This window comes from Aquiflexum gelatinilyticum, assembly GCF_024741135.1.
Taxonomy (GTDB): domain Bacteria; phylum Bacteroidota; class Bacteroidia; order Cytophagales; family Cyclobacteriaceae; genus Cognataquiflexum; species Cognataquiflexum gelatinilyticum.
This window is the reverse complement of the sequence record NZ_JANSUY010000007.1, coordinates 220,942-241,882: the sequence shown is the minus strand read 5'-3', so window position 1 is coordinate 241,882 and position 20,941 is coordinate 220,942. Positions and strand designations below refer to the sequence as shown.

The window sequence follows — 20,941 nt, the reverse complement described above, 5'->3', positions numbered from 1 at the left end:
TTTCCCAAGGTTGCTTATTACAAGTTAATCCTTTGTAGGGAAAATTATGTTTTACCAATCTCTTGAAAGGATCTGAAGAGTACCCAACATAAAAAAATTAGTCTGAATTTGATTTCAGGATGTAAAGGAAATATTCCATAAATACAAAAAGCCCCAGAGATCATCTGAGGCTTTTGCGGAATGGACGGGACTCGAACCCGCGACCTCCTGCGTGACAGGCAGGCATTCTAACCAGCTGAACTACCACTCCAAGTTAGATTAAATAAGATTTTATGCGGAATGGACGGGACTCGAACCCGCGACCTCCTGCGTGACAGGCAGGCATTCTAACCAGCTGAACTACCACTCCGTTTTAATACTCTTCGTTTAGAGTGTGGCAAAGGTAATTATTTGAAGCTTTTTTGCAAAAAATGATTTTGAAAAATTGCCCAATCATTACCTATTCGATTCTATTTCAAACATATAAATTTTAAAATCAGTATTGATTTTTTATTTCTTCCCCAATTTCACCTGCCAATTCCACGAATCTCTCATCGAATCTTCCAAAGTATACTTGGCATCCCAACCCAAAACCTTGTTGATTTTGTCGGTATTGGCCCATACTTTTTCGATATCGCCGGTTCGTCTTGGGCCAATCTCATAATTCAATTTTTGACCGCTTACTTTTTCAAAAGTCTTGATGACTTCCAAAACAGTGTTCCCGTTACCCGTACCGACATTGAAGATGTCATAAAAATTATCTTTTTGTTCGGACAGGTATTTCAAAGCTTTCACATGCGCATCCGCCAAGTCCATCACATGGATATAATCCCTGACACATGTACCGTCAGGAGTATCATAATCATTGCCGAAGACGGTGATTTTCTCCCTGATACCTGCGGCCGTTTGGGTGACAAATGGAATCAGGTTGGCAGGAACACCGATGGGCAACTCACCTATCGCCGAACTTGGATGCGCGCCTACAGGATTGAAATACCGCAAGGCAACAATCCTTGAAGCTGCTCCACTCAAAATGAAATCCCTTAGGATATCCTCACAAATCTTCTTGGTGTTGCCATAGGGACTCTCTGCGTCCTGTCTCGGCGTGGCTTCTGTGACAGGCAATACTTTTGGTTGGCCGTAAACGGTGCATGACGAGGAGAAAACGAGGTCTTTGACCTTGTATTTTGACATCAATTCCAAAAGAATAATCAATGAATCGATATTGTTGGAATAGTATTTCAAAGGCAACCTTGTACTTTCTCCCACGGCTTTGGAAGCGGCAAAATGGATGACTCCTGAAAAATCATTTTCCTGAAAGACTTTTTCCATGCCGTTCTTATCAAGGCAATCCACTTCATAAGACTTTACTTCTCTGCCAAGTATCGATTTGATTCCTTCCAAAGCCGACTTTTCTGAGTTGGAAAAATTATCAACAATGACAGGTTCATAACCCGAATTGACAAGTGCAACAGCGGTATGAGAACCGATGTATCCGGCACCGCCGGTGATTAAAATTTTTTTCATGATGTAATTAAAAAGGATGATTTAAAAATGTTTTGAAATCTAAAATTAATTAATCTCAGGATACTGCCAACAATAAATATTAAAAGCCTTCTCAATTCTACTTCAACAAAGTGAAAGAACCTCGCTGCTGCAGCGTTTGTTTTTCCCCTTCAATATTGAAGAAGTAATCTATCCTATAGGTATAGGTACCTATTGTAGCATCCTGATCGCCGATTTTCCCATCCCATCCTTTTTCTCCTGCATAGACTAAACTTCCCCATTTGTCGTATACCCAAAGGCTAAATTGGAGATCACAGTTGCTGACTCCCTGAAAAAGACCATCTTTTGGAATAAATCCCGTCGGCATCCTCAGAATGGGAACACCTTCCTCCATTTTTCCAAAAACCTTCTTTTGGCAGCCGTTGGCATCTTCTACTGTCAATCCATATTCTCCTGAAGGTATGTCAATGATATTTGGAGCGCTACTGTTTTCCCAATCCCAAAGAAACAAAAACGGTGCAACTCCACCTTGGGGAATGGCCAAAAGAGAGCCATTTGCCAATCCTGAACAAGCAAACTTCTGAATTTGAAAGTCAACAGAAATAGCCGGTGGAGAATCGATGTTTACCTCCAAAATAAATTCACAACCAATTACATCTTTAACCACCAAGCGTTGGTCACCTCTTGGAAGTCCAAATACCTCCAATTGATTCTCAGTGACTACAAAATCAAATCCTTCTACCCTATATGGCTTTGTTCCGCCTCGAAGCTCAAAATCAACTTTTCCATCCGCCAAGTCAAAACAACTTGCATTTGTAATGGAAGGAGTTCCGATCAATTCAAATGCTTCGGAAGATGAAATTTCAAGGTTCTCAAAGAGAATTTCGCAGCCCCCTGAGTCTTTTACCAAAACAGAATATGTTCCTATTCCCAATCCTTCTGCCAAATTTCCTTTCAGTAAAGGGTCATGTGACCATTCAAATGTAAAGTCCCCTGTTCCTCCACCTGCCAGGATTTCAATTCTACCCAAATTGGAACCCGCACAAATTTCTTCGGTGAAAGCTATCAAATTGGCTTCCATCGGCGGATTGACTTTGACTTTGAGCCTTTTGGATTCCCCGCCGCAGGAAGTATTGATTTCACTATATTCTTCAAACCAGATCTCTCCCTGCGAACCAACTCCCTGCCATTCTACTGTAACTTCGGTAGCATTTTCGCCTGAAATGATGGTACCACCGGTGACAAACCATTGGTATTTTCGGTCAGGAATCAGGTTTTTCACTTTGTATTTGAAACTCTCGCTTTCACCAAAACAAATTTGACTTCTTCCCTCAGGAAGCTCAGGTTCAATGGCAGGATTGATTAAAATCCCCATTTCTACCAGTTTGCCAAGACATCCCTGATCTGTCACAGGAATGGCTATCACCTTTGCCTCCGGATCAAAATCACCCCATCGGATTTTTGCGGAATATTTATCCGAGTCAATGATTTCACCACCTGTGACTTCCCAAATGACCTTGCCTGTATTTTGGAAATTCACAAATTCATAAACTGCTTCATCGATCAAAGGACAGACGTTGTCGGCACCTGATATTTCTCCGGATGATTCGACCACTTCTACATCAAAAAATGCCTCTTCAATCTGGTCACAGGCACGGTCACCTGTAAAGGCTACGATTTTGATTTGGTAAATACCCGGTTCTTCAAACAAATGATCGACTTCCTGCCCTTCCTGCATGTCTGTTCCGTCCCCGAATGTCCACTCAAAAATCTCAAACTTTGGGTTTGAAGGAATGATTTTCCATATACCCGTTTCACCCAAACAGGCAACCTTGTCCCCTTCTACCTCAAAATCATATTTCACCTCAGTTTCAAAATTCAGGTTGGAGAGGCTTGCACCCGCGGAATAGCCATAAGATTCTATAAATCCCGAACCGTAAACATAAGCGATCACACCATCAGGATTGGTCATTGTATGTACACCTTCCGATACCTCTACTTGGGCATAGACATATCCTGCATTTCCCGGTACAGGAGAAAATTGATTTCCGACATTGACTCCATCCAAAACCGTCCCACCTTGTGTACCGGTTTTTGCAATGATATTCACATAATGGTTGATGATTCCTACCACTTTCACTGCAGAAAATGCTACACTTTTGATCAACTGTGGATTGGGGCTTAGGGTAATCATCGTCGGGTCGCCGTTGCTTGCAAGTGGCCCGTTTTGGATATTGCACCATTGACTTTTTGAAAAAACAGTGACGGCAATTGGTTTTGTTGCAGTAATGTTTGCCAATTCCTCTGGTCCAAAAAGAAAGGTGGAAAACTTTCCGGAATTCAGATTCCCTTGAGAAACACCATTGACAAAAATCTGAGTGTTGTTTTCTGATGCCAATACCTTGACCATTTCGCCTGAGGTTCTGCCCTTCAAGGGAACATGGATGTATTCTTTTCCCCAAGAAAAAAGTGGATAAGCCTGTTGGTACAAATGGTCTCCAGTAGTCCCTTCACAATCTGTTCCTACAGAAGTCATTTTATTTCCTCCGAAGACTGCGATGTTTTTACAGTCACCGTCCTGACTACCGAGAACCCTTACCCTGGTACCTGTCAGATCTCCTTTGGCTTTGATTTGGTAGCTTTCACCTCTTTTGAGTTTCACATTGATTGGAGCTCCCGGTGGAATTGTATTGACAGTACTTGTTGTCGTGGTGATTTCGACATTTGTATCATCTTCCACCGCCACGACTAATAGAGTGCTTTCATAATTGATATTGCTACCACCGGACACTCCAGGGGCAAATTGCTCTGCATGGGCTGTCACCAAATAATCTTTACCCAAGGATGAAAGAGGAAGAATCACAGTGCCGTCCGCACTTCTTTGCCGGAAATTGAAAGCATGGACTGCAATATTCCCATCTGCACTGACATACACGCCAAGGTTTTCTATTTTTCCAGAGGTTCTATGGATGATGTCCAAACCATCTTGGGGGAAATCATAAACAAACTGTTCGCCTGATTTTATTGAAAAAGGAATGGTGTTGTTTACGTATTGGATGACACCGCTTGCGTCTTCACTTGCAGAGATGATGATGGAAGCTTGGTCTATTCTATTTGGAACAATCCGGTTGTTCTCCATAAAACCAATGAAAAATTCCCTTCCTATCGTGGATAGCTGTCCATATACGGGATTGAAGCAGCCCAGAAACAGCATCAAAACCAAAACATAAGAGGATATTTTACTTTGGTACAGCATTCTCAAAAAGAATACATTTTATGAAATGTAATTTATCAATTTTATTTCGTGAAAATGAACATAAGCCCAATGTGGAAGCCTTTTCTGACTTGTTTTGTTACAAAAAGGTGAAAAAATTTTTCTATAAGAATTCGAATTAGTGAGGATTAATCAGGGATTTTTTTCCTTCATGCATTTTGGACCTTAATGAAAATACCTTAGAAAGGGTTTCACTTGTTCTCAAGAAGGGGGTAATCACCTTAGCAATGCAAAAACTCCTTTATCCTCAGCTGTGGTCAGTTTTCCATTGACACTTACTTCCAACAAAATAACATATGTATAAGATCCGATTGGTGCATCCTCACCATTGACTTTTCCATCCCAACCAGAATCCCCTGAATAAACCAATCCTCCCCATCTGTTAAAAATCTTCAACAGAAAAGGCACTTCACAATTTGCGACTGGCGCATACAGTCCATCACTTGGAATAAAACCTGTCGGCATTCTGAAAACCGGCATTTCTTCTACTACTTGGCCTTTTCCTTCACTGATACAGCCTCTGCTGTCTTGTATACTTACTTCATATTCTCCTTTTGGAACACCTGTCAGTATAGCACCTTGAGTGTTGTTGTATTGCCATGTGTAAGAGAATGGTCCTATGCCCTTTGTTTCAGCCACATACAATTCCCCATTTGATTGTCCCGGGCAGCTGGCCTTTTGGATCCTGACTTCTGCAATGGCGGGCATAGGTGATTCTACTTGCAAAGCAACAGGAATGCTACAACCATTGGCATCAGTAACCAAATAGGATTGAGCGGTTCCTTCAAGACCTTCAAGGATAATGTTACCATCAATAATATTGGCCAATGGGAAGTCTATCGTATAAGGCATAACCCCACCTTGTACAATGATATTTGCAATACCATCAGGCCTTCCAAAACAGGTTGTACCTTCAATATCCACGCTCACCAATTCAAGCAATTGAGGTTGCGTAATTTCCACGTTTTCTACCAAAACAAAGCATCCAAATGAATCTGTGATCTTCACAGAATAATTCCCTGAAGGAAGACTAAGCGCATTTGGGGCATTCAAAGTAGGGGCATGACTCCATTCGTACTTATAAGGTGCCTTTCCACCTTTGACAAGGAGTTCGATTTTACCGTTTGATTGGCCAAAACAAAGCACATTTTCTTTGGAAGAAACAGAAGCCTCAAGCAGCGGATTTACCACTACTTCCAGTTTAGGAGAAGTTCCTTCACAAAAATCATCCAACAAGCTATATTCTCGGTACCAAATCTTGCCAGTAATACCTTGGTTAATCCACCTTACCTGGATTTTACTTCCTTCATTTCCATTGACAAACTCACCTCCTTCAATAAACCATTCATATCCTCGATTGGCATATTCCAAAGGCACGTTATATTCATCCAACCTATTTGGATCAAAACAAATTTCGCTCAACCCTTCGGGAACTGATGCATCAATCAATGGATTGATGACAACTGTGTACACGATTTCTTCACCTGGACATCCTTCAGAAGTATAAGGCAAAGCAATGATTTTCGCATTTGGATTTGCGGCACCCCACCGGACAGTAGCCTGTTGATTTTCTTCATCAATATCAATGATTTCGCCTCCTTCTGCCCTCCAATCAACTTTGGAAAAATCCATATCGGTAACCAACCCATAAGTGATTTCTTCAACATTGGGACAGGCTTTTGCCAATCCCCTGATTTCAGCTTCGGTTTTTTCAACTGTTACATTGAATTTCACTTCTTGTTGTTCATCGCATGAATTTTCACTTATGGCTGCGATGATTTTTATTTCATATTCACCCGGATCAGTGTAGGTATGCGGAACTTCCTTACCCACAACGGGATCAGATCCATCGCCAAAATCCCAAACAAAATAGGTGAAAAGCTCATTTTCAGGATTGATTTCCCATAATCCTTCTTTGTTATAACAAGCTACCTTTTCACCGATGACCTCAAAATCATATTGATTTTCAGTTTCAAAATTGAGATTGTCCAAATTTGCTCCCACTGCAAATCCATAAGATTCTATATATCCAAAACCATAAACATATCCGATTAAACCATCAGGGTTTGTCATGGTATGGGCTCCCTGAAAAATCGGAATCCTTGCATAAGAATATTCAGAACTTCCCGGAATTTGCAAAAACTGATTTCCAACATTATTGCCGTCAAGGCGTGTTCTGTCTTTGGAGGCAGTTTTTACTATGATATTGACATAATGGCTGGTGATGGAAGGAAGCTGAAGTGCATTGAAAGTAATGGTTTTCAGCAATTGTTGATTGGGACTATAGGTAATCATGAAAGGGTCTCCGTCATTGAAAAGCGGCAGGTTTGGATCATTGCACGCCTGGCTTTTTGCAAAAACAGTTACGGATGATGGTTTATCAGTCCTGATGGTAGCAAGTTGATTGGCATTGAAGTTGAAAGAAAGGAATTTTCCTGAATTGATATTGCCTCTAAAAACACCATCCACAAAAACAGAAGTATTGTCTTCAGAGGCGAGTACTTTGACCAATTCTCCCGAAGATCTTCCTGCCAAGGGAATATGAAAAAATTCAGTTCCCCAGGTGTTTACAGGATAAGCTTGTTGAAACAAGTTGTCATTCGCCTGACCACAATCACCTACACTAGACCATTTATTTCCACCAAAAACAGCCAGATTTTTACATTCTTCTACATTTTCACCTACCACCCTTACCCTTGTTCCCGTCAAGTCGCCTCTTGCTTTGATTTGATAGCTTTGCCCTCTATTGAGGTCGATAAAAAAGGGTACCAAAGGAGCATTACCTGTTAAGGTCCAGACAGAAGGTGTTATTTCGACCCTGGTGTTGTTTTCGACACCAACTACTAAAAGGGTGCTTTCATTATTTTGATTTGCTTCATAATTGACAGTCGTGGTCATCACCTCAAAATGGGAAGTGATAAAATAATCTTTTCCCAAAGTGGTAATCGGTAAAATCACAGTCCCATCAGCAGATCTAAATCTTTCATTGAATGCATACACCGAAACATTTCCTGAAGAAATAATATAGACCCCTTTGGATTCAATCATCCCTGAGGTCCTGTGTAGAATATCAAAATCATCGATCCGGTGAAAAAACTGTTGCCCTGTAGCTAAAGAAAAGGGGAAAGATCTTCCATTATATTCCAAAACACCATCTGCAGGTTCACTCGCTGTAATTACCACAATACCCTGATCAGGTGCCTCAGGAGGTATCCCGTTATTTTCCATGAACCCGAACCAGAATTCTTTGCCCAGGGTAGTCACTTGTGAGAATGCATCAAAAGTTCCGGCAAATAGCATCACTGCTAGCATTAAAAAGAAGACCGCATATTTTTTAACTCGCATGACTTGGAAATTCAGGTCAAAATATAAAATAATCTTTTGGGTATTAAAACAATTTTTTGAACGAAATGCAATTTTCTTTTTATAACATGTTAAAAATCTCTAACCAAACTGATTTAACCCAATTTATTGATGTTGCTATTTTTATACAAAATAGTAGAAAAATAAAAATTTCGAGTCTTGTATAAATAACTTTCAACCTTATTGAATGAAAAGAAGATATAAAAAAATTCTCACGGTTTGGTTGATTTTGATAAGCGACAAAAAAAAATTCAAACAACTTTCATTTCAATATTTGTATCAATTAATAAATTAATTAGTTTGGCGAAATAAACCTGACACAACTATGGAAAATTTTAGCGAATTGGACACTTTATTAAAGGTCTTCTGGTACTTGGCAATCCCCTCATCTTTGATCTTTTTGGTACAAACAGTCATGACATTCATCGGTGCAGATGCTACAGACGGTCTTGAGGCGGATTTTGACAGCAACCTTGAAGGCGCGCAGGGGCCATTTCAGTTCTTCTCATTCCGTAATTTGGTCCATTTTCTACTTGGCTTTGGTTGGACAGGGATTTCATTTTATGATGTTTTTGAGAATAAAACCTTGTTGATTTTAATTGCCCTGATAGTGGGAATTGGATTCGTGGCAATGTTTTTTTTGATTATTTCCCAAATCCGGAAACTGGCAGAAGACAATACTTTCAAAATCAAAGATACCCTGGGTAAAACAGGTGAGGTATATCTGACAATTCCTGAAAAAAAATCTGGAATCGGTAAAGTTCAAATAAGTATCAAAGGTTCTTTCAAAGAACTTCGGGCCATCACAGAATCAGAAAGTCTTAAATCCGGGACTTTGGTCAAAATAAAATCGATTGATTCTGATAATATCCTTGTCGTAGAAAAACTTTAACAATAAATTCTCATATGGAAACAATTTACATTATTGTAGCAGCAGTAGTAGTATTTTTTGTCTCAATCACCGCATTGGTATCAAGGTATAAAAGGTGCCCTTCGGACAAAATATTGGTAGTCTATGGCCGGACAGGAGGTACATCTGCAAAATGTATTCACGGTGGAGGCGCCTTTATTTGGCCTGTGATCCAGGATTATGCATACCTTGATCTAAAACCAATATCCATTGAAGCCAATCTGACCAATGCACTTAGCCGTCAAAATATCCGCGTGGATGTTCCATGCCGGTTTACCATTGCCATTTCTACGGAGACTGACAGTATGGGCAATGCAGCTGAGAGATTGTTGGGATTATCTCCTGACCAAATCCAGGAATTGTCTAAGGACATTCTTTTTGGACAGTTGAGATTGGTAATTGCGACGATGACTATTGAGGAAATCAATTCAGACAGGGACAAATTTTTGGACAACATTTCAAAAAACGTTGACACAGAATTAAAGAAGATCGGTCTTAAGTTGATAAACGTAAATGTAACCGACATCAAAGACGAATCGGGATACATCGAGGCTTTGGGCAAGGAAGCTGCTGCAAAAGCTATCAACGAAGCTAAAATTTCAGTAGCAGAACAGGAAAAGATTGGAGAAACAGGCAAGGCGATGGCCGACAGAGAGCGGGATGTTCAGATTGCTGAAACCCACCGTGACAGAGATGTAAAAATAGCCATCACCAATAAATCAAGAGAAGTAAGTATTGCCGAAGCCTTCAAAGACGAGTCTATCGGAAAGGCAGAAGCAGAGAGAGATACAAGGGTCAAAACTTCTGAGGCCAATGCATTGGCAGTTAAAGGTGAAAATGAAGCTAAAATCTCTATTGCTCAATCAGATGCTATCCGAAGAGAAAGAGAGGCAGAAGCCCAAAGGACAGCGCTTGCTGCTGAAAAGGTACAGCAGGCAAAGGCATTGGAAGAATCCTATGTCGCTGAACAAAAAGCTGAAGCTGCAAGGTCAGAAAGGGAAAGGTCAACCCAAATCGCCAACGTGGTCGTACCAACAGAAATTGCCAAACAAAAGGCTATCATTGAAGCACAAGCTGAAGCAGAAAGAATCAGAGAACAGGCAAAAGGTGAGGCAGATGCAATTTTTGCCAAAATGGACGCAGAGGCAAGAGGTCTTTATGAAATATTGACCAAGCAAGCGGAAGGTTATAGGCAAGTCGTGGATGCTGCAGGTGGAGATCCAAACAAAGCATTCCAACTTTTATTGATTGAGAAGTTACCTGAACTTGTCAAGACTCAAGTTGATGCAGTCAAAAACATTAAAATAGATAAAATTACAGTTTGGGATTCCGGAGCAAACGGTGATGGTGGAAATGGTTCTACTGCAAATTTTGTTTCAGGATTAATGAAAACTGTACCACCATTGAATGATCTTTTCAATATGGCGGGATTAAATCTACCATCCTATCTGAAAGGTCCCCAAGAAACCAAAGACTCCACAGAAGATCCCGGAAATGCTGAAAAATAATTGAAATGGCTTTCTGAATAATTAAAAAGTCTATTCTGAAAGCCATTTATCTCAAAAACCAATATGAATCAAAAATATTGTTTAACACTTGATTTAATCAATGACCCACAACTCATTGAAGAATATGAGGTTTATCACAAATCTGTAAAGCCTGAAATCCTCCAAAGTTTCACTGATGCAGGTATAATTTTAATGGAATTATATCGTTGGGAAAATAGAATATTCATGATAATTGAGGTAGAACCGGGTTTTTCCTTTGAACGAAAAGCAGAACTTGATGCAAATAATCAAATTGTGCAGGAATGGGAGAAATTAATGTCAAATTACCAACAAAGACTCCCAGGAAGTAATGGTGAGGGTAAATGGCAATTGATGAAAAAAATATTTGAGAGTTGAAAATTAATTATTTTTCATATTTTTGGTTAAAGTAATGCTTTAAACCCGTGCCATACAAAGAAAAAGAAATCGAAAAAAAATACTACTCCATTGGAGAAGTAGCTAGCATGTTTAAGGTTGCCCCTTCCCTAATTCGCTATTGGGAAGGAGAATTTGACATCATCAAACCCAAAAAGGATAAAAAAGGCAACCGTAGGTTTACCAAAGAGGATATAGAGAAAATCCGCTATATCTACCAATTGGTAAAAATTAAAGGATACACACTTCAGGGTGCACAAGAAGTAATAAGAGGTGATCATCAAAAAGTTTTTGACAAAGCGGCAATGGTGGACAGACTCCATCAAATCAAACGTTTTTTAGTAGAAATACGGGATACTATGCATGTCGAATCCAAATAATGAAGAGTTAATTTTTGAGTTAGCGCTTAATCTGATCCCTAAAATCGGTCCTTCTTTATACAGAAACATCTTAGCCTACACAGGCTCAGCCAAGGATTTTTTTGACCTTCCTCCCGGAAAAATTTCAAAAATCCCACGAGTTAACAAAAAACTTTCTGAAATCAGAAAGGATAAGGATCAATACATCAGGGAAGCTTCGGAAATCATCTCCAATTGTCAAAAGAAAGGAATCCGGATATTAACCTTTTCAGACCAAAACTTTCCAGCAAGGCTCAAAGTCATGGATGACTGCCCTATGGTCTTGTATACCAAAGGAAATATAAACCTCAACCCTAACAGGACTTTGGCAATAGTGGGCACAAGAAATGCGACTGAATATGGTAAAAATATTACCAAAAAAATCATTGAGGATATGAGCCCTTATCACGCTACCGTCATCAGTGGTTTGGCATATGGAATTGATATCGAAGCACATAAAGCGGCATTGGCCAATAATTTACTGACATTTGGCATATTGGGATCATCAGTAGATCAGATTTATCCTGCTTTGCATAAAAACACTGCCGAACAAATGATCGAATCCGGTAGTGGCCTTATCAGTGAATACCCTCCAGGCACTGTCATGCATCCAAGCAATTTTCCAAAAAGAAATAGAATCATCTCAGGCTTATCAGATGCTGTAATTGTGGTGGAAGCTGCCCAAAAAGGCGGGGCATTGATTACTGCAGAGATTGCTTTCAGTTACAATAAGGAAGTTTTTGCTGTGCCGGGAAACCTTCTTTCCACTTTTAGTGAAGGTTGCAACAATCTGATCCGTACTATGAAGGCCACTATCTATACAGGCCCCAGGGATCTTGAAGAGGCGCTTTCTTGGTCAAAGGATAACTTGACAACCACTAATACCAAAAATAAAATACTAGATCTGACAAAGTATAATGAGGAAGAAGAAGCTGTTTTGACAATTCTTCTTGAAAAGAAAGAACTGGAAATCGATCAGTTGGCCATTTTACTGAATATCTCTATTTCAAGTTTAGCATCTGCACTATTAAACCTTGAATTTGAGGGAATTATAAAATCATTACCTGGAAAAAAGTATAAATTGACTCAATAAAACCTCCTGATTTAAAGACAAAAAATCCCCTTTTTTCCAAAAGGGGATTTTTTGTCTGATTTGTATTCTAAATTTTTTATCTCCTGCCCATTTTTGGCATCAGTCCCCCAAGGGCTTTTTGTGCTCCCCCCATTTTATTCATCTGCTTCATCATTTTCCTCATATCAGCAAACTGCTTCATCAGGTTATTGACTTCCGTGATGGTTCTTCCACTGCCATTCGCAATTCTTTTTCTTCTATTCCCATCAATGATATCCGGATCCTCCCTTTCTTTAGGTGTCATGCTCCGGATTATGGCTTCAATGGGTTTGAATGAATCATCATCAATATCCATTCCTTTCATTGCTTTTCCCATTCCGGGAATCATACCCATCAAATCCTTGATATTTCCCATCTTTTTGATCTGCTCGAGTTGGGAAAGAAAATCATCAAAGTTGAATTGATTTTTTCTGATCTTGGCATTGATTCTTTTGGCTTCATCTTCATCGAAAGATTGTTGTGCTCTTTCGACCAATGAAATCACATCTCCCATTCCCAAAATCCTTTGCGCCATACGGTCAGGATGGAAAACATCAATGTTCTCCATTTTCTCACCTGTGGAGATAAATTTGATAGGCTTGTTGACTACGTGTCTGATCGAAATCGCGGCACCACCTCGGGTATCACCATCTAATTTGGTCAATACCACCCCGTCAAAATTCAGTCTTTCGTCAAAAGTCTTAGCGGTGTTTACCGCATCCTGACCTGTCATTGAATCGACCACAAACAATGTTTCGGAAGGATTGAGCGCCTTTTTCAAAGCCTCTATTTCTTTCATCATCACTTCGTCCACGGCCAATCGACCTGCTGTATCGACAATGACTATTTTCTTACCATTCTTTTTGGCGTAATCAATGGCTCGATTGGCAATTTCCAGCGCATTTTTATTTTCAGGCTCTGCATATACTTCTACCCCTATCTGCTCTCCCAATACTTTGAGCTGATCGATTGCCGCAGGTCTGTAAATATCACAAGCTACCAACAATACCTGCCTACCCTGCTTCTTAAGCATAGAAGCAAATTTTCCTGAAAAAGTGGTCTTTCCCGAACCTTGTAGACCGGAAATCAAAATGACAGCAGGATCACCTTTGATGTTGATGTCCACCTTGGATCCTCCCATCAATTTGGTCAATTCCTCTTGGGTAATTTTGACCAACAACTGACCCGGAGAAACCGCTATTAACACATCCCGGCCCAATGCCTGTTCTTTGATGGTATCGGTTACTTCTTTGGCTACTTTATAGTTGACATCGGCATCGATCAAGGCCCTACGGATTTCCTTTACCGTTGTGGCTACATTGATTTCGGTGATTTTACCCGTACCCTTCAGGGTTTTAAAAGCTCTATCTAATTTGGAACTGAGATTATCGAACATGCTTCATTATCTATTTGAGGCAAAAATAAGAATTTATTTGTGAAAGGGAGAATTGAACATGGTATTAGGTAATTGGATTTGAAAAAATTTGGCAAAAGGTTTTTTGTAGTCTGGCCACCGGCTAATAGGGTAATAGTTATTTATTTTGGATTGCCTGCCTTAACAACCTTGGCCATAGTAAGCATCCTTTCCATGCTTCCTTTCAAAATGTTTTTTTATCAAGGCATCTTTAAGCCTTGGGGCATTGGGATTGATCTGTAAGGTCAGATAAGCCATTCTGGCGATTTCTTCCATCACTTTGCTATTGTAAACTGCTTTAGCGGCATTTTTTCCCCAAGCAAATGGACCGTGATTTCCAATCAGCACCATTTCGACTTCTTCAGGGTTTAACCCTTTGGATACAAAGCAGTCCAAAATCTGTTGACCGGTATTGTGTTCGTAATCACCTTGGATCAAATCATCAGACATAGGTGGTGCACAAGGAATATCTACTGTCAAATGATCAGCATGTGTCGTTCCAAAAATCGGGATATCCCTTTGCGCCTGTGCCCATGAAACAGCATAAGTTGAATGGGTGTGGCAGATTCCACCAATGTTTTTCCAGTTTTTGTAAAGAAAGGCGTGAGTCTTGGTATCCGAGGAAGGACGCATATTTCCTTCAATGATGTTATTGTCAAAATCAACAATCACAATATCCTCAACTTTCAGTTCCTCATAAGGAACTCCGCTAGGCTTAATGGCGAAAACACCTTTTTCCCTGTCCACAGCACTGACATTCCCAAACGTGTAGACTACGAGATCCAATTTTGGCAATTGCATATTGGCATTGTAGCATTCTTGTTTGAGAGTGAGATATATTGACATGTTCTAAATTGTCTATTTTTTTGTTAATTAAAAACTCGAATTGAAGTAATAAGAAGACTGTAGCTTCATTCTTTATTTTCCTTCCACAAATTTTCCAAACTTCCCATATTCCGCGTACAGCATTTTGTATTGTTGCACGTTTGCTGGAATTGGATAATAAACCTCATCAAATCCATTGCTCATTACCTTGATTGCTGATTGTGTATCTGGATGGATTCCTGCTGCAACTGCTGCATATATGGCTGCACCTAAAGCCGGTGCTTGGTCTGATGCGGCCACTTTTATGGGCATATTAAGCACATCTGCCAATGTCTGCATCACTAGTTTGGATTTCTTGGCCACTCCGCCCATTCCAATTACTGTCTCGATTTTTACCCCTTCTTCTTCAAACCTGTCCACAATCTTCTTGGAACCAAAGCTGATGGCTTCCACCAAGGATTTGAAAACCCTCGCTGCATCCGAACCCATATTCAAACCCATAATCGCTCCTTTCAAAGCTTGGTTGGCGTCAGGAGTCCTTCTACCATTGATCCAATCAAGTGCAACGATTTTAGATTCATTTACAGGAATTTTGAGTGCTTCTTCAGAAAGTTGGGCTATCAAATTTTCTTGAACTTCTTCAATCAGTTTTGCTTTTTGGCCTTCATCCAAATGAATACTTTTTTGGATCAAATCGATACTTGGTTTGGTAATCAACTCCCTAAACCAAGCCAAAACATCCCCAAAACCTGATTGACCCGCTTCCAAACCGATCATGCCGGGGATAACCGACCCATCCACTTGCCCACAAATACCTTGGATCAAGTTTTCCCCAAGATTCTCTTTTGAAGTAATCATGATGTCACAAGTGGAGGTTCCCATCACTTTGATAAGGGTATTTTCTGATATCTCACCGCCGACAGCGCCTGCATGGGCATCAAAAGTTCCTACAGCCACAACTGTGTCTGTTGTCAATCCCAACCTTTCTGCCCAATTTTTGCTAAGTTTCCCTGCCTGATTATCTGAAGTAAAGGTTTCGGAATATAGACGATCTCTTAATGAGGCTAAGTAAGGATGAAATAATCCCAAAAACTCTTTTGGAGGCAAACCTCCCCAGATTTCATGCCAAAGGGCCTTATGTCCTGCAGCACACCTGCTTCGCTTTAGTGTCAAAGGATCTTCATTTCCAATCAATTGTGCAGTGATATAATCACAATGTTCCATCCAGGAAAACCCCGCATCAGCCACCTTTTGGTCCTCTCTTACGACATGTAATATTTTAGACCAAAACCACTCTGATGAGTAAATTCCACCTTCGTATTTGGTGTAATCCTCCCCTCCCCAAGTTCGGGCGATATGGTTAATTTCATCCGCTTCCTTGTTGGCCGTATGGTCTTTCCAAAGTACCATCATGGCATTTGGGTTTTCTGCAAATGCAGGATTCATAGCCAGGGATTGGCCTTTATTATCTACAGGCAAAGGGGAAGAACCTGTGGTATCCACACAGATGGCTTTGACTTGTGAAGCAGGGATTTTTGATTTTTCCATCACACCTTTGACACTCGCTTCTAATCCCTCCAAATGATCCAATGGATGTTGCCTGAATTGGTTTTCTACTGGATTGCAGTACTTACCGGCTTTCCATCTTGGGTATAAAACAACGTGGCTTGCTATACTTTCTCCGTTTTTTGCGTTTACCAAAACTGCCCTGACAGAATCAGTCCCATAGTCCAAGCCAATTACATATTGATCCCCCATATTAATTACTTACTAAAACTTATTCAATTATTTTACTCTTACCATTAAAACAGAATTGGCCGGAACAGCAATTTTCAGGTTGTCCTTGTCCAATTTGAAATCTTTGAAAGCTGCTTTTTTGACTACCTCCTTTTTTTCAAAAGTATTGTAAGAATCGATTGACGGAGCCGTCACATATTCCGCTGTTACACTCTTGGCTGAAATCCCTCTCAACACTACATCAAGGTCTATTTTCTTGTCTGGATGAATATTTGCAATGCTGATGTTAACTGTTCCGTCGGGAGATTTGGAAGTAGAAACATTCAAAGCTTCCAATTTTTCTTTGCCATAAGACACTTCTTCCGTCACAAGATGGTGGGAAAGCAAAGTGGCATCTTTATGTGGCTTATACAGATCAAAAACATGGTAGGTTGGAGTAAGAATCATGTCTGTGTCATTGGTAAGTATGATGGCCTGCAGCACGTTGACCGTTTGGGCCAAATTAGCCATATGTACTCTGTCAGCATGCTTGTTGAAAATATTCAGGGAAATAGCCGCCACGTGTGCATCTCGCATGGTATTTTGTTGGTAAAGGAATCCCGGATTAGTTCCAGGCTCAACCTGATACCAAGTTCCCCACTCATCCACGATCATTCCTATTCTTTTTTCAGGATCATATTGGTCCATGATAGCGCCATGGCGCTCTATCAATTCCTCAATTCCTGCAGCTTTTCTCAAGGTTTCCAAATATGTTTCTCTGTCAAAAACAGTGGCTGACTTTTTATCAGTCCAAGATCCAGTCATGGTATAGTAATGTACTGAAAGCCCATCCATCATATTGAGAGGAATGTTTTTCATTAAAACTTCTGTCCAGTTGTAATCATTACTGTTTGCTCCACCTGCGATTTTATACAATTTATTTGCCCCATAATCCCTCGCATAGGTTGCGTATCTTCTGTATTCATTGGCATAATATTCCGCTGTCATATTGCCGCCGCAGCCCCAGTTTTCATTTCCAACACCCCAATATTTGATATTCCAAGGTTCATCTTGACCGTTTCTCTTTCTGAGGTTAGACATTGGGCTGACCCCGTCAAAATTGATATATTCGATCCATTTGGACATTTCATCGACCGAACCGCTTCCGACATTACCCGTGATATATGGTTCAGCACCGATTTTTTTGGCAAAATTCATGAATTCATGTGTTCCGAATGAATTGTCCTCAACTACCCCACCCCAATGGGTATTGATCATGGTAGGGCGGTCTTTTGGATTACCGATTCCATCTGTCCAATGGTATTCGTCAGCAAAGCAACCTCCCGGCCAACGCAGATTTGGGATCTCCAATTTTTGGATTGCTTTCATAACATCCAATCGATACCCTTCTTCATTGGGAATTTTGGAATCAGGTCCAACCCAGATTCCACCATAGATATTTCTTCCTAAATGCTCTGCAAAATGACCATAAATATGCTTATTGATAATGACACTTCCCTGATCAGCATTGACGATTAACCTGTTGGTCTGAGCTGTTGATATAAAAGAAATCAGGAATGCTGCCAAAGCGGTAATTCCTTTAAAAACAATTGTTTTCATTATTGTAAGTATTTGAGGTGTATTTATATAAATCTATTTCTTAATTGGATAAACTTGTCTCCTATTTTTCCTAGGCAAAACATAATCTAATATTAGAAAATAAACCTGAAGCAACAAATATTAAATGTATATATTACACTAATAATTTTCTCCTATTTAATACATACCATTTCAATTGGGATGATCATCGGGATTCCAAAAAGTCTCACCTTTGTGTTTAATCTAATATTTTACATATCTTTTGAAAGCTTAATTTCAGATAGATTTCCAAGAAAAAATGAAATATTCTAACCAAACCAGGATTCTTGTCGCCGTAGACAGTATTGTATTTGGATTTGATGGATCGGAATACAAATTGCTTTTGATCCAACGTGGTTTTGCTCCGGAAAAGGAAAAGTGGTCATTGATGGGAGGCTTTTTGCAACCAGAGGAATCTTTGGATGAGGCGGCCAAAAGGATATTGAAACAATTGACCGGACTTCAGGATATTTATCTGGAAGAATTGAAGTCATTTAGCAGGCCAAATCGGGATCCGATCGAAAGAGTGATCGCAGTGACATACGTTGCACTGATCGATATCAAAAAATACCAACAACAAATCAATGATGATTTTCATGCGAGGTGGTTTCCTATGAAAGAACTTCCACAACTCATTTTTGACCATCAGGAAATGGTAGAAATTGCATTGAACAAATTGCGGTATAAAGCAGCTTTTCACCCGATCCTTTTTGAGTTACTTCCTGATAAATTTACGCTTCCGCAATTGCAAAACATGTATGAGGGTCTCTATAACACAAAATTTGACAAAAGAAATTTCACCCGCAAAGTACTTTCTACCAATCTTTTGAATAAAGAAAATGACAAGGACAAGCTAAACTCAAAGAAAGGGGCTTTTTATTATTCTTTGGACGAAAAGCAATATAAAGACACCCTATTGTCCATCCAAAATTTTATTCCGCTTACTGAAATCAACGGATGAAAGGATTAATTTTGATTTTCTATTTTTAAATTGTCATTTTATGTGTAATTATAACACTTAATTTATCATTTGCTGGGAATTGCTTATGAATTCCCTGTTTAGAGCGTATCAAAAAAATCCCAAAAAAGCTGTTCAGGATTAGACTGCCTTAGTCAGATCATCTTTCAAATAAAAATACTCCTGTTTCAAAATCGAAAATCCAATGAAAAAAATAGCCCAAAATGAAGTCTGGTTTATCACAGGCAGCCAACATTTATATGGCGAGGAAACTTTAGCCATGGTCTCTGAACATTCGGAAATCATAGCCAAAGTACTAAACCAATCTGATGCGATTTCAGTAAAAATCATTTTCAAACCTATTGTTAAAACCACTGAAGAGATATTTCAAATCTGTCAGGAAGCAAACCAAGTCAAAGATTGTATTGGCATCATTACTTGGATGCACACTTTTTCTCCTGCCAAAATGTGGATCAACGGTCTCAAAATCCTGAATAAACCCCTACTCCATCTGCATACCCAATTCAATCGTGATATTCCATGGAATTCGATCGATATGGATTTTATGAACCTCAACCAAAGTGCTCATGGAGACCGGGAATTTGGATTTTTGACTAGCCGTATGCGGATCAATAGAAAAGTGGTGGTGGGCTTTTGGCAGGAAAAAGAAGTCCATCAGGAAATCGACGGTTGGTGCCGGGCAGCTAGCGGTTGGCATGACTGGCAGGGCATGAAAATCGCAAGGTTTGGAGACAACATGCGCAATGTAGCCGTCACAGAAGGTGATAAAGTCGAGGCTGAAATGCGATTAGGATTTGCTGTCAACACCTTTCCTGTAGGAGATTTGGTTCAAAAAATCAACGCCGTGGCCGATTCAGAAATCAACAACCTGATCAAAGAATATGAGAGTTCTTATACCTTGGTTGAAAATCTAAAAACCGGTGGTGCAAATAGAGACTCTTTGTTTGAAGCGGCGAGGATAGAAATCGGATTGGATCGATTTTTAACAGAAGGCGGATTCAAAGCTTTTTCCAACACATTTGAAGACCTGCATGGCATGCGCCAACTTCCGGGAATTGCGGTCCAAAGACTGATGAACAAAGGTTTTGGCTATGCAGGTGAGGGAGATTGGAAAACAGCCGCTCTAGTCAGGGCAATGAAAGTAATGGGTACGGGATTGGAAGGTGGAAATGCCTTTATGGAGGATTATACCTACCATTTTGATCCAGAAAATACCCTCGTATTGGGTTCACATATGCTTGAGGTGGATGAATGTCTTGCTTCAGGCAAACCTTCCTGCGAAGTTCATCCATTGGGAATAGGAGGAAAAGAAGATCCTGTCAGGCTTGTTTTCAATGTAAAAGCCGGTAAAGGTCTCAATGCTTCCCTTGTGGATATGGGAAATAGATTCAGGATGATTGTCAATGAAGTTGAGGCAGTTGATGCTCCTCATGATTTGCCAAAATTGCCAGTTGCAAGGGTTATGTGGAAGCCTCTTCCTGATATGAAAACCGGATGCGGCGCTTGGATTTTGGCCGGAGGTTCTCACCATACCTGCTTCAGTCAAAACCTTTCCACAACTATTTTAAATGACTTTGCCAACATAGCAGGGATAGAATCTGTCAATATTGATGGTCAAACCACCATCAGAAATCTTCAGAATGAATTGAAATGGAGCGAGGTATATTATAAGGTTTTTGATAAATAGAAGGAGTCGATAGGTGGCAAAACATAGTCCATGGATTGTGATGAATCTTAGTTCAAAATTCGATTTACTTTATAATTTAAGTAGCTGGAAGAATTGGCTAAAAGCAAAGATTCTTCCAGCCACTTTCAATTTGTGATCTTCATTAAATAAGCACGAAAAGGGATTTTAAGTGAATTTGGAAATTGAAAAGCAGGCGGATAATCCTATTTATTTTTTAAT

General features: G+C 39.9%; 14 protein-coding genes and 2 tRNA genes. 7 read left to right on the top strand and 9 right to left on the bottom strand.

The window, feature by feature from the left end:
* Positions 1-176 precede the first annotated feature (176 nt).
* The 5 genes from NU887_RS11445 to NU887_RS11425 all read right to left on the bottom strand — a co-directional run bounded on the left by NU887_RS11445 (position 177) and on the right by NU887_RS11425 (position 8,104).
* A tRNA-Asp gene (locus tag NU887_RS11445) sits at positions 177-250 on the bottom strand.
* A 25-nt stretch (positions 251-275) separates the two neighbouring features.
* Positions 276-349, bottom strand: a tRNA-Asp gene (locus NU887_RS11440).
* Between the two features lie 140 nt (positions 350-489).
* Positions 490-1,506, bottom strand: a complete 1,017-nt coding sequence (gene galE / locus NU887_RS11435; RefSeq protein WP_258423505.1) for a UDP-glucose 4-epimerase GalE — start codon at positions 1,504-1,506, stop codon at positions 490-492.
* A 97-nt stretch (positions 1,507-1,603) separates the two neighbouring features.
* Entirely contained in the window at positions 1,604-4,741 is a 3,138-nt protein-coding gene (locus NU887_RS11430; RefSeq protein WP_258423504.1) for a PKD domain-containing protein, read from the bottom strand.
* Between the two features lie 234 nt (positions 4,742-4,975).
* The gene (locus tag NU887_RS11425; protein WP_258423503.1) at positions 4,976-8,104 is read right to left on the bottom strand and encodes a PKD domain-containing protein; all 3,129 of its coding nucleotides are present in this window, start codon (positions 8,102-8,104) and stop codon (positions 4,976-4,978) included.
* 343 nt (positions 8,105-8,447) lie between these two features.
* Here NU887_RS11425 and NU887_RS11420 point away from each other — a divergent pair, with 343 nt between their 5' ends.
* The 5 genes from NU887_RS11420 (at position 8,448) to dprA (ending at position 12,445) form a co-directional block, all read left to right on the top strand.
* Entirely contained in the window at positions 8,448-9,014 is a 567-nt protein-coding gene (locus tag NU887_RS11420) for a serine protease (RefSeq protein ID WP_258423502.1), read from the top strand.
* Positions 9,015-9,028: 14 nt separating this feature from the next.
* Positions 9,029-10,540, top strand: coding sequence for a flotillin family protein (locus NU887_RS11415; RefSeq protein ID WP_258423501.1), 1,512 nt, complete (start codon positions 9,029-9,031; stop codon positions 10,538-10,540).
* 63 nt (positions 10,541-10,603) lie between these two features.
* Positions 10,604-10,936 carry an L-rhamnose mutarotase gene (locus tag NU887_RS11410; protein ID WP_258423500.1) on the top strand — a complete coding sequence of 111 codons (333 nt, stop codon included), beginning with the start codon at positions 10,604-10,606 and terminating at the stop codon, positions 10,934-10,936.
* A gap of 47 nt (positions 10,937-10,983) precedes the next feature.
* The gene (locus NU887_RS11405) at positions 10,984-11,334 is read left to right on the top strand and encodes a MerR family transcriptional regulator (protein WP_258423499.1); all 351 of its coding nucleotides are present in this window, start codon (positions 10,984-10,986) and stop codon (positions 11,332-11,334) included.
* Positions 11,318-12,445 carry a DNA-processing protein DprA gene (dprA, locus tag NU887_RS11400; protein WP_258423498.1) on the top strand — a complete coding sequence of 376 codons (1,128 nt, stop codon included), beginning with the start codon at positions 11,318-11,320 and terminating at the stop codon, positions 12,443-12,445. The genes NU887_RS11405 and dprA overlap by 17 nt, the downstream gene beginning before the upstream one ends.
* 76 nt (positions 12,446-12,521) lie before the next feature.
* On the opposite strand, the gene ffh is transcribed toward dprA, so the two are convergent.
* The 4 genes from ffh to NU887_RS11380 all read right to left on the bottom strand — a co-directional run bounded on the left by ffh (position 12,522) and on the right by NU887_RS11380 (position 18,038).
* The gene (gene ffh / locus NU887_RS11395; RefSeq protein ID WP_258423497.1) at positions 12,522-13,859 is read right to left on the bottom strand and encodes a signal recognition particle protein; all 1,338 of its coding nucleotides are present in this window, start codon (positions 13,857-13,859) and stop codon (positions 12,522-12,524) included.
* A 159-nt stretch (positions 13,860-14,018) separates the two neighbouring features.
* Positions 14,019-14,723, bottom strand: a complete 705-nt coding sequence (locus tag NU887_RS11390; protein ID WP_258423496.1) for an L-ribulose-5-phosphate 4-epimerase — start codon at positions 14,721-14,723, stop codon at positions 14,019-14,021.
* Between the two features lie 72 nt (positions 14,724-14,795).
* Positions 14,796-16,460, bottom strand: coding sequence for a ribulokinase (locus NU887_RS11385; RefSeq protein WP_258423495.1), 1,665 nt, complete (start codon positions 16,458-16,460; stop codon positions 14,796-14,798).
* A gap of 27 nt (positions 16,461-16,487) precedes the next feature.
* Positions 16,488-18,038, bottom strand: coding sequence for an alpha-N-arabinofuranosidase (locus NU887_RS11380; protein ID WP_258423494.1), 1,551 nt, complete (start codon positions 18,036-18,038; stop codon positions 16,488-16,490).
* A gap of 277 nt (positions 18,039-18,315) precedes the next feature.
* Between NU887_RS11380 and NU887_RS11375 the strand changes: the two genes are divergently transcribed.
* Both NU887_RS11375 and araA read left to right on the top strand, forming a co-directional pair.
* A complete protein-coding gene (locus tag NU887_RS11375; protein WP_258423493.1) occupies positions 18,316-19,017 on the top strand; it encodes an NUDIX hydrolase in 702 nt (233 codons plus the stop codon).
* A gap of 202 nt (positions 19,018-19,219) precedes the next feature.
* Positions 19,220-20,722, top strand: coding sequence for an L-arabinose isomerase (araA, locus tag NU887_RS11370; protein WP_258423492.1), 1,503 nt, complete (start codon positions 19,220-19,222; stop codon positions 20,720-20,722).
* The last annotated feature ends 219 nt before the right edge of the window (positions 20,723-20,941 follow it).

Coding starts and splice junctions, on each gene's coding strand:
- dprA (WP_258423498.1), top strand. CDS start 11,318: ATGTCGAATCCAAATAATGAAGAGTTAATTTTTGAGTTAGCGCTTAAT.
- NU887_RS11380 (WP_258423494.1), bottom strand. CDS start 18,038: ATGAAAACAATTGTTTTTAAAGGAATTACCGCTTTGGCAGCATTCCTG.
- NU887_RS11425 (WP_258423503.1), bottom strand. CDS start 8,104: ATGCGAGTTAAAAAATATGCGGTCTTCTTTTTAATGCTAGCAGTGATG.
- NU887_RS11375 (WP_258423493.1), top strand. CDS start 18,316: ATGAAATATTCTAACCAAACCAGGATTCTTGTCGCCGTAGACAGTATT.
- NU887_RS11410 (WP_258423500.1), top strand. CDS start 10,604: ATGAATCAAAAATATTGTTTAACACTTGATTTAATCAATGACCCACAA.
- araA (WP_258423492.1), top strand. CDS start 19,220: ATGAAAAAAATAGCCCAAAATGAAGTCTGGTTTATCACAGGCAGCCAA.
- NU887_RS11430 (WP_258423504.1), bottom strand. CDS start 4,741: ATGCTGTACCAAAGTAAAATATCCTCTTATGTTTTGGTTTTGATGCTG.
- NU887_RS11415 (WP_258423501.1), top strand. CDS start 9,029: ATGGAAACAATTTACATTATTGTAGCAGCAGTAGTAGTATTTTTTGTC.
- galE (WP_258423505.1), bottom strand. CDS start 1,506: ATGAAAAAAATTTTAATCACCGGCGGTGCCGGATACATCGGTTCTCAT.
- NU887_RS11390 (WP_258423496.1), bottom strand. CDS start 14,723: ATGTCAATATATCTCACTCTCAAACAAGAATGCTACAATGCCAATATG.
- ffh (WP_258423497.1), bottom strand. CDS start 13,859: ATGTTCGATAATCTCAGTTCCAAATTAGATAGAGCTTTTAAAACCCTG.
- NU887_RS11420 (WP_258423502.1), top strand. CDS start 8,448: ATGGAAAATTTTAGCGAATTGGACACTTTATTAAAGGTCTTCTGGTAC.
- NU887_RS11385 (WP_258423495.1), bottom strand. CDS start 16,460: ATGGGGGATCAATATGTAATTGGCTTGGACTATGGGACTGATTCTGTC.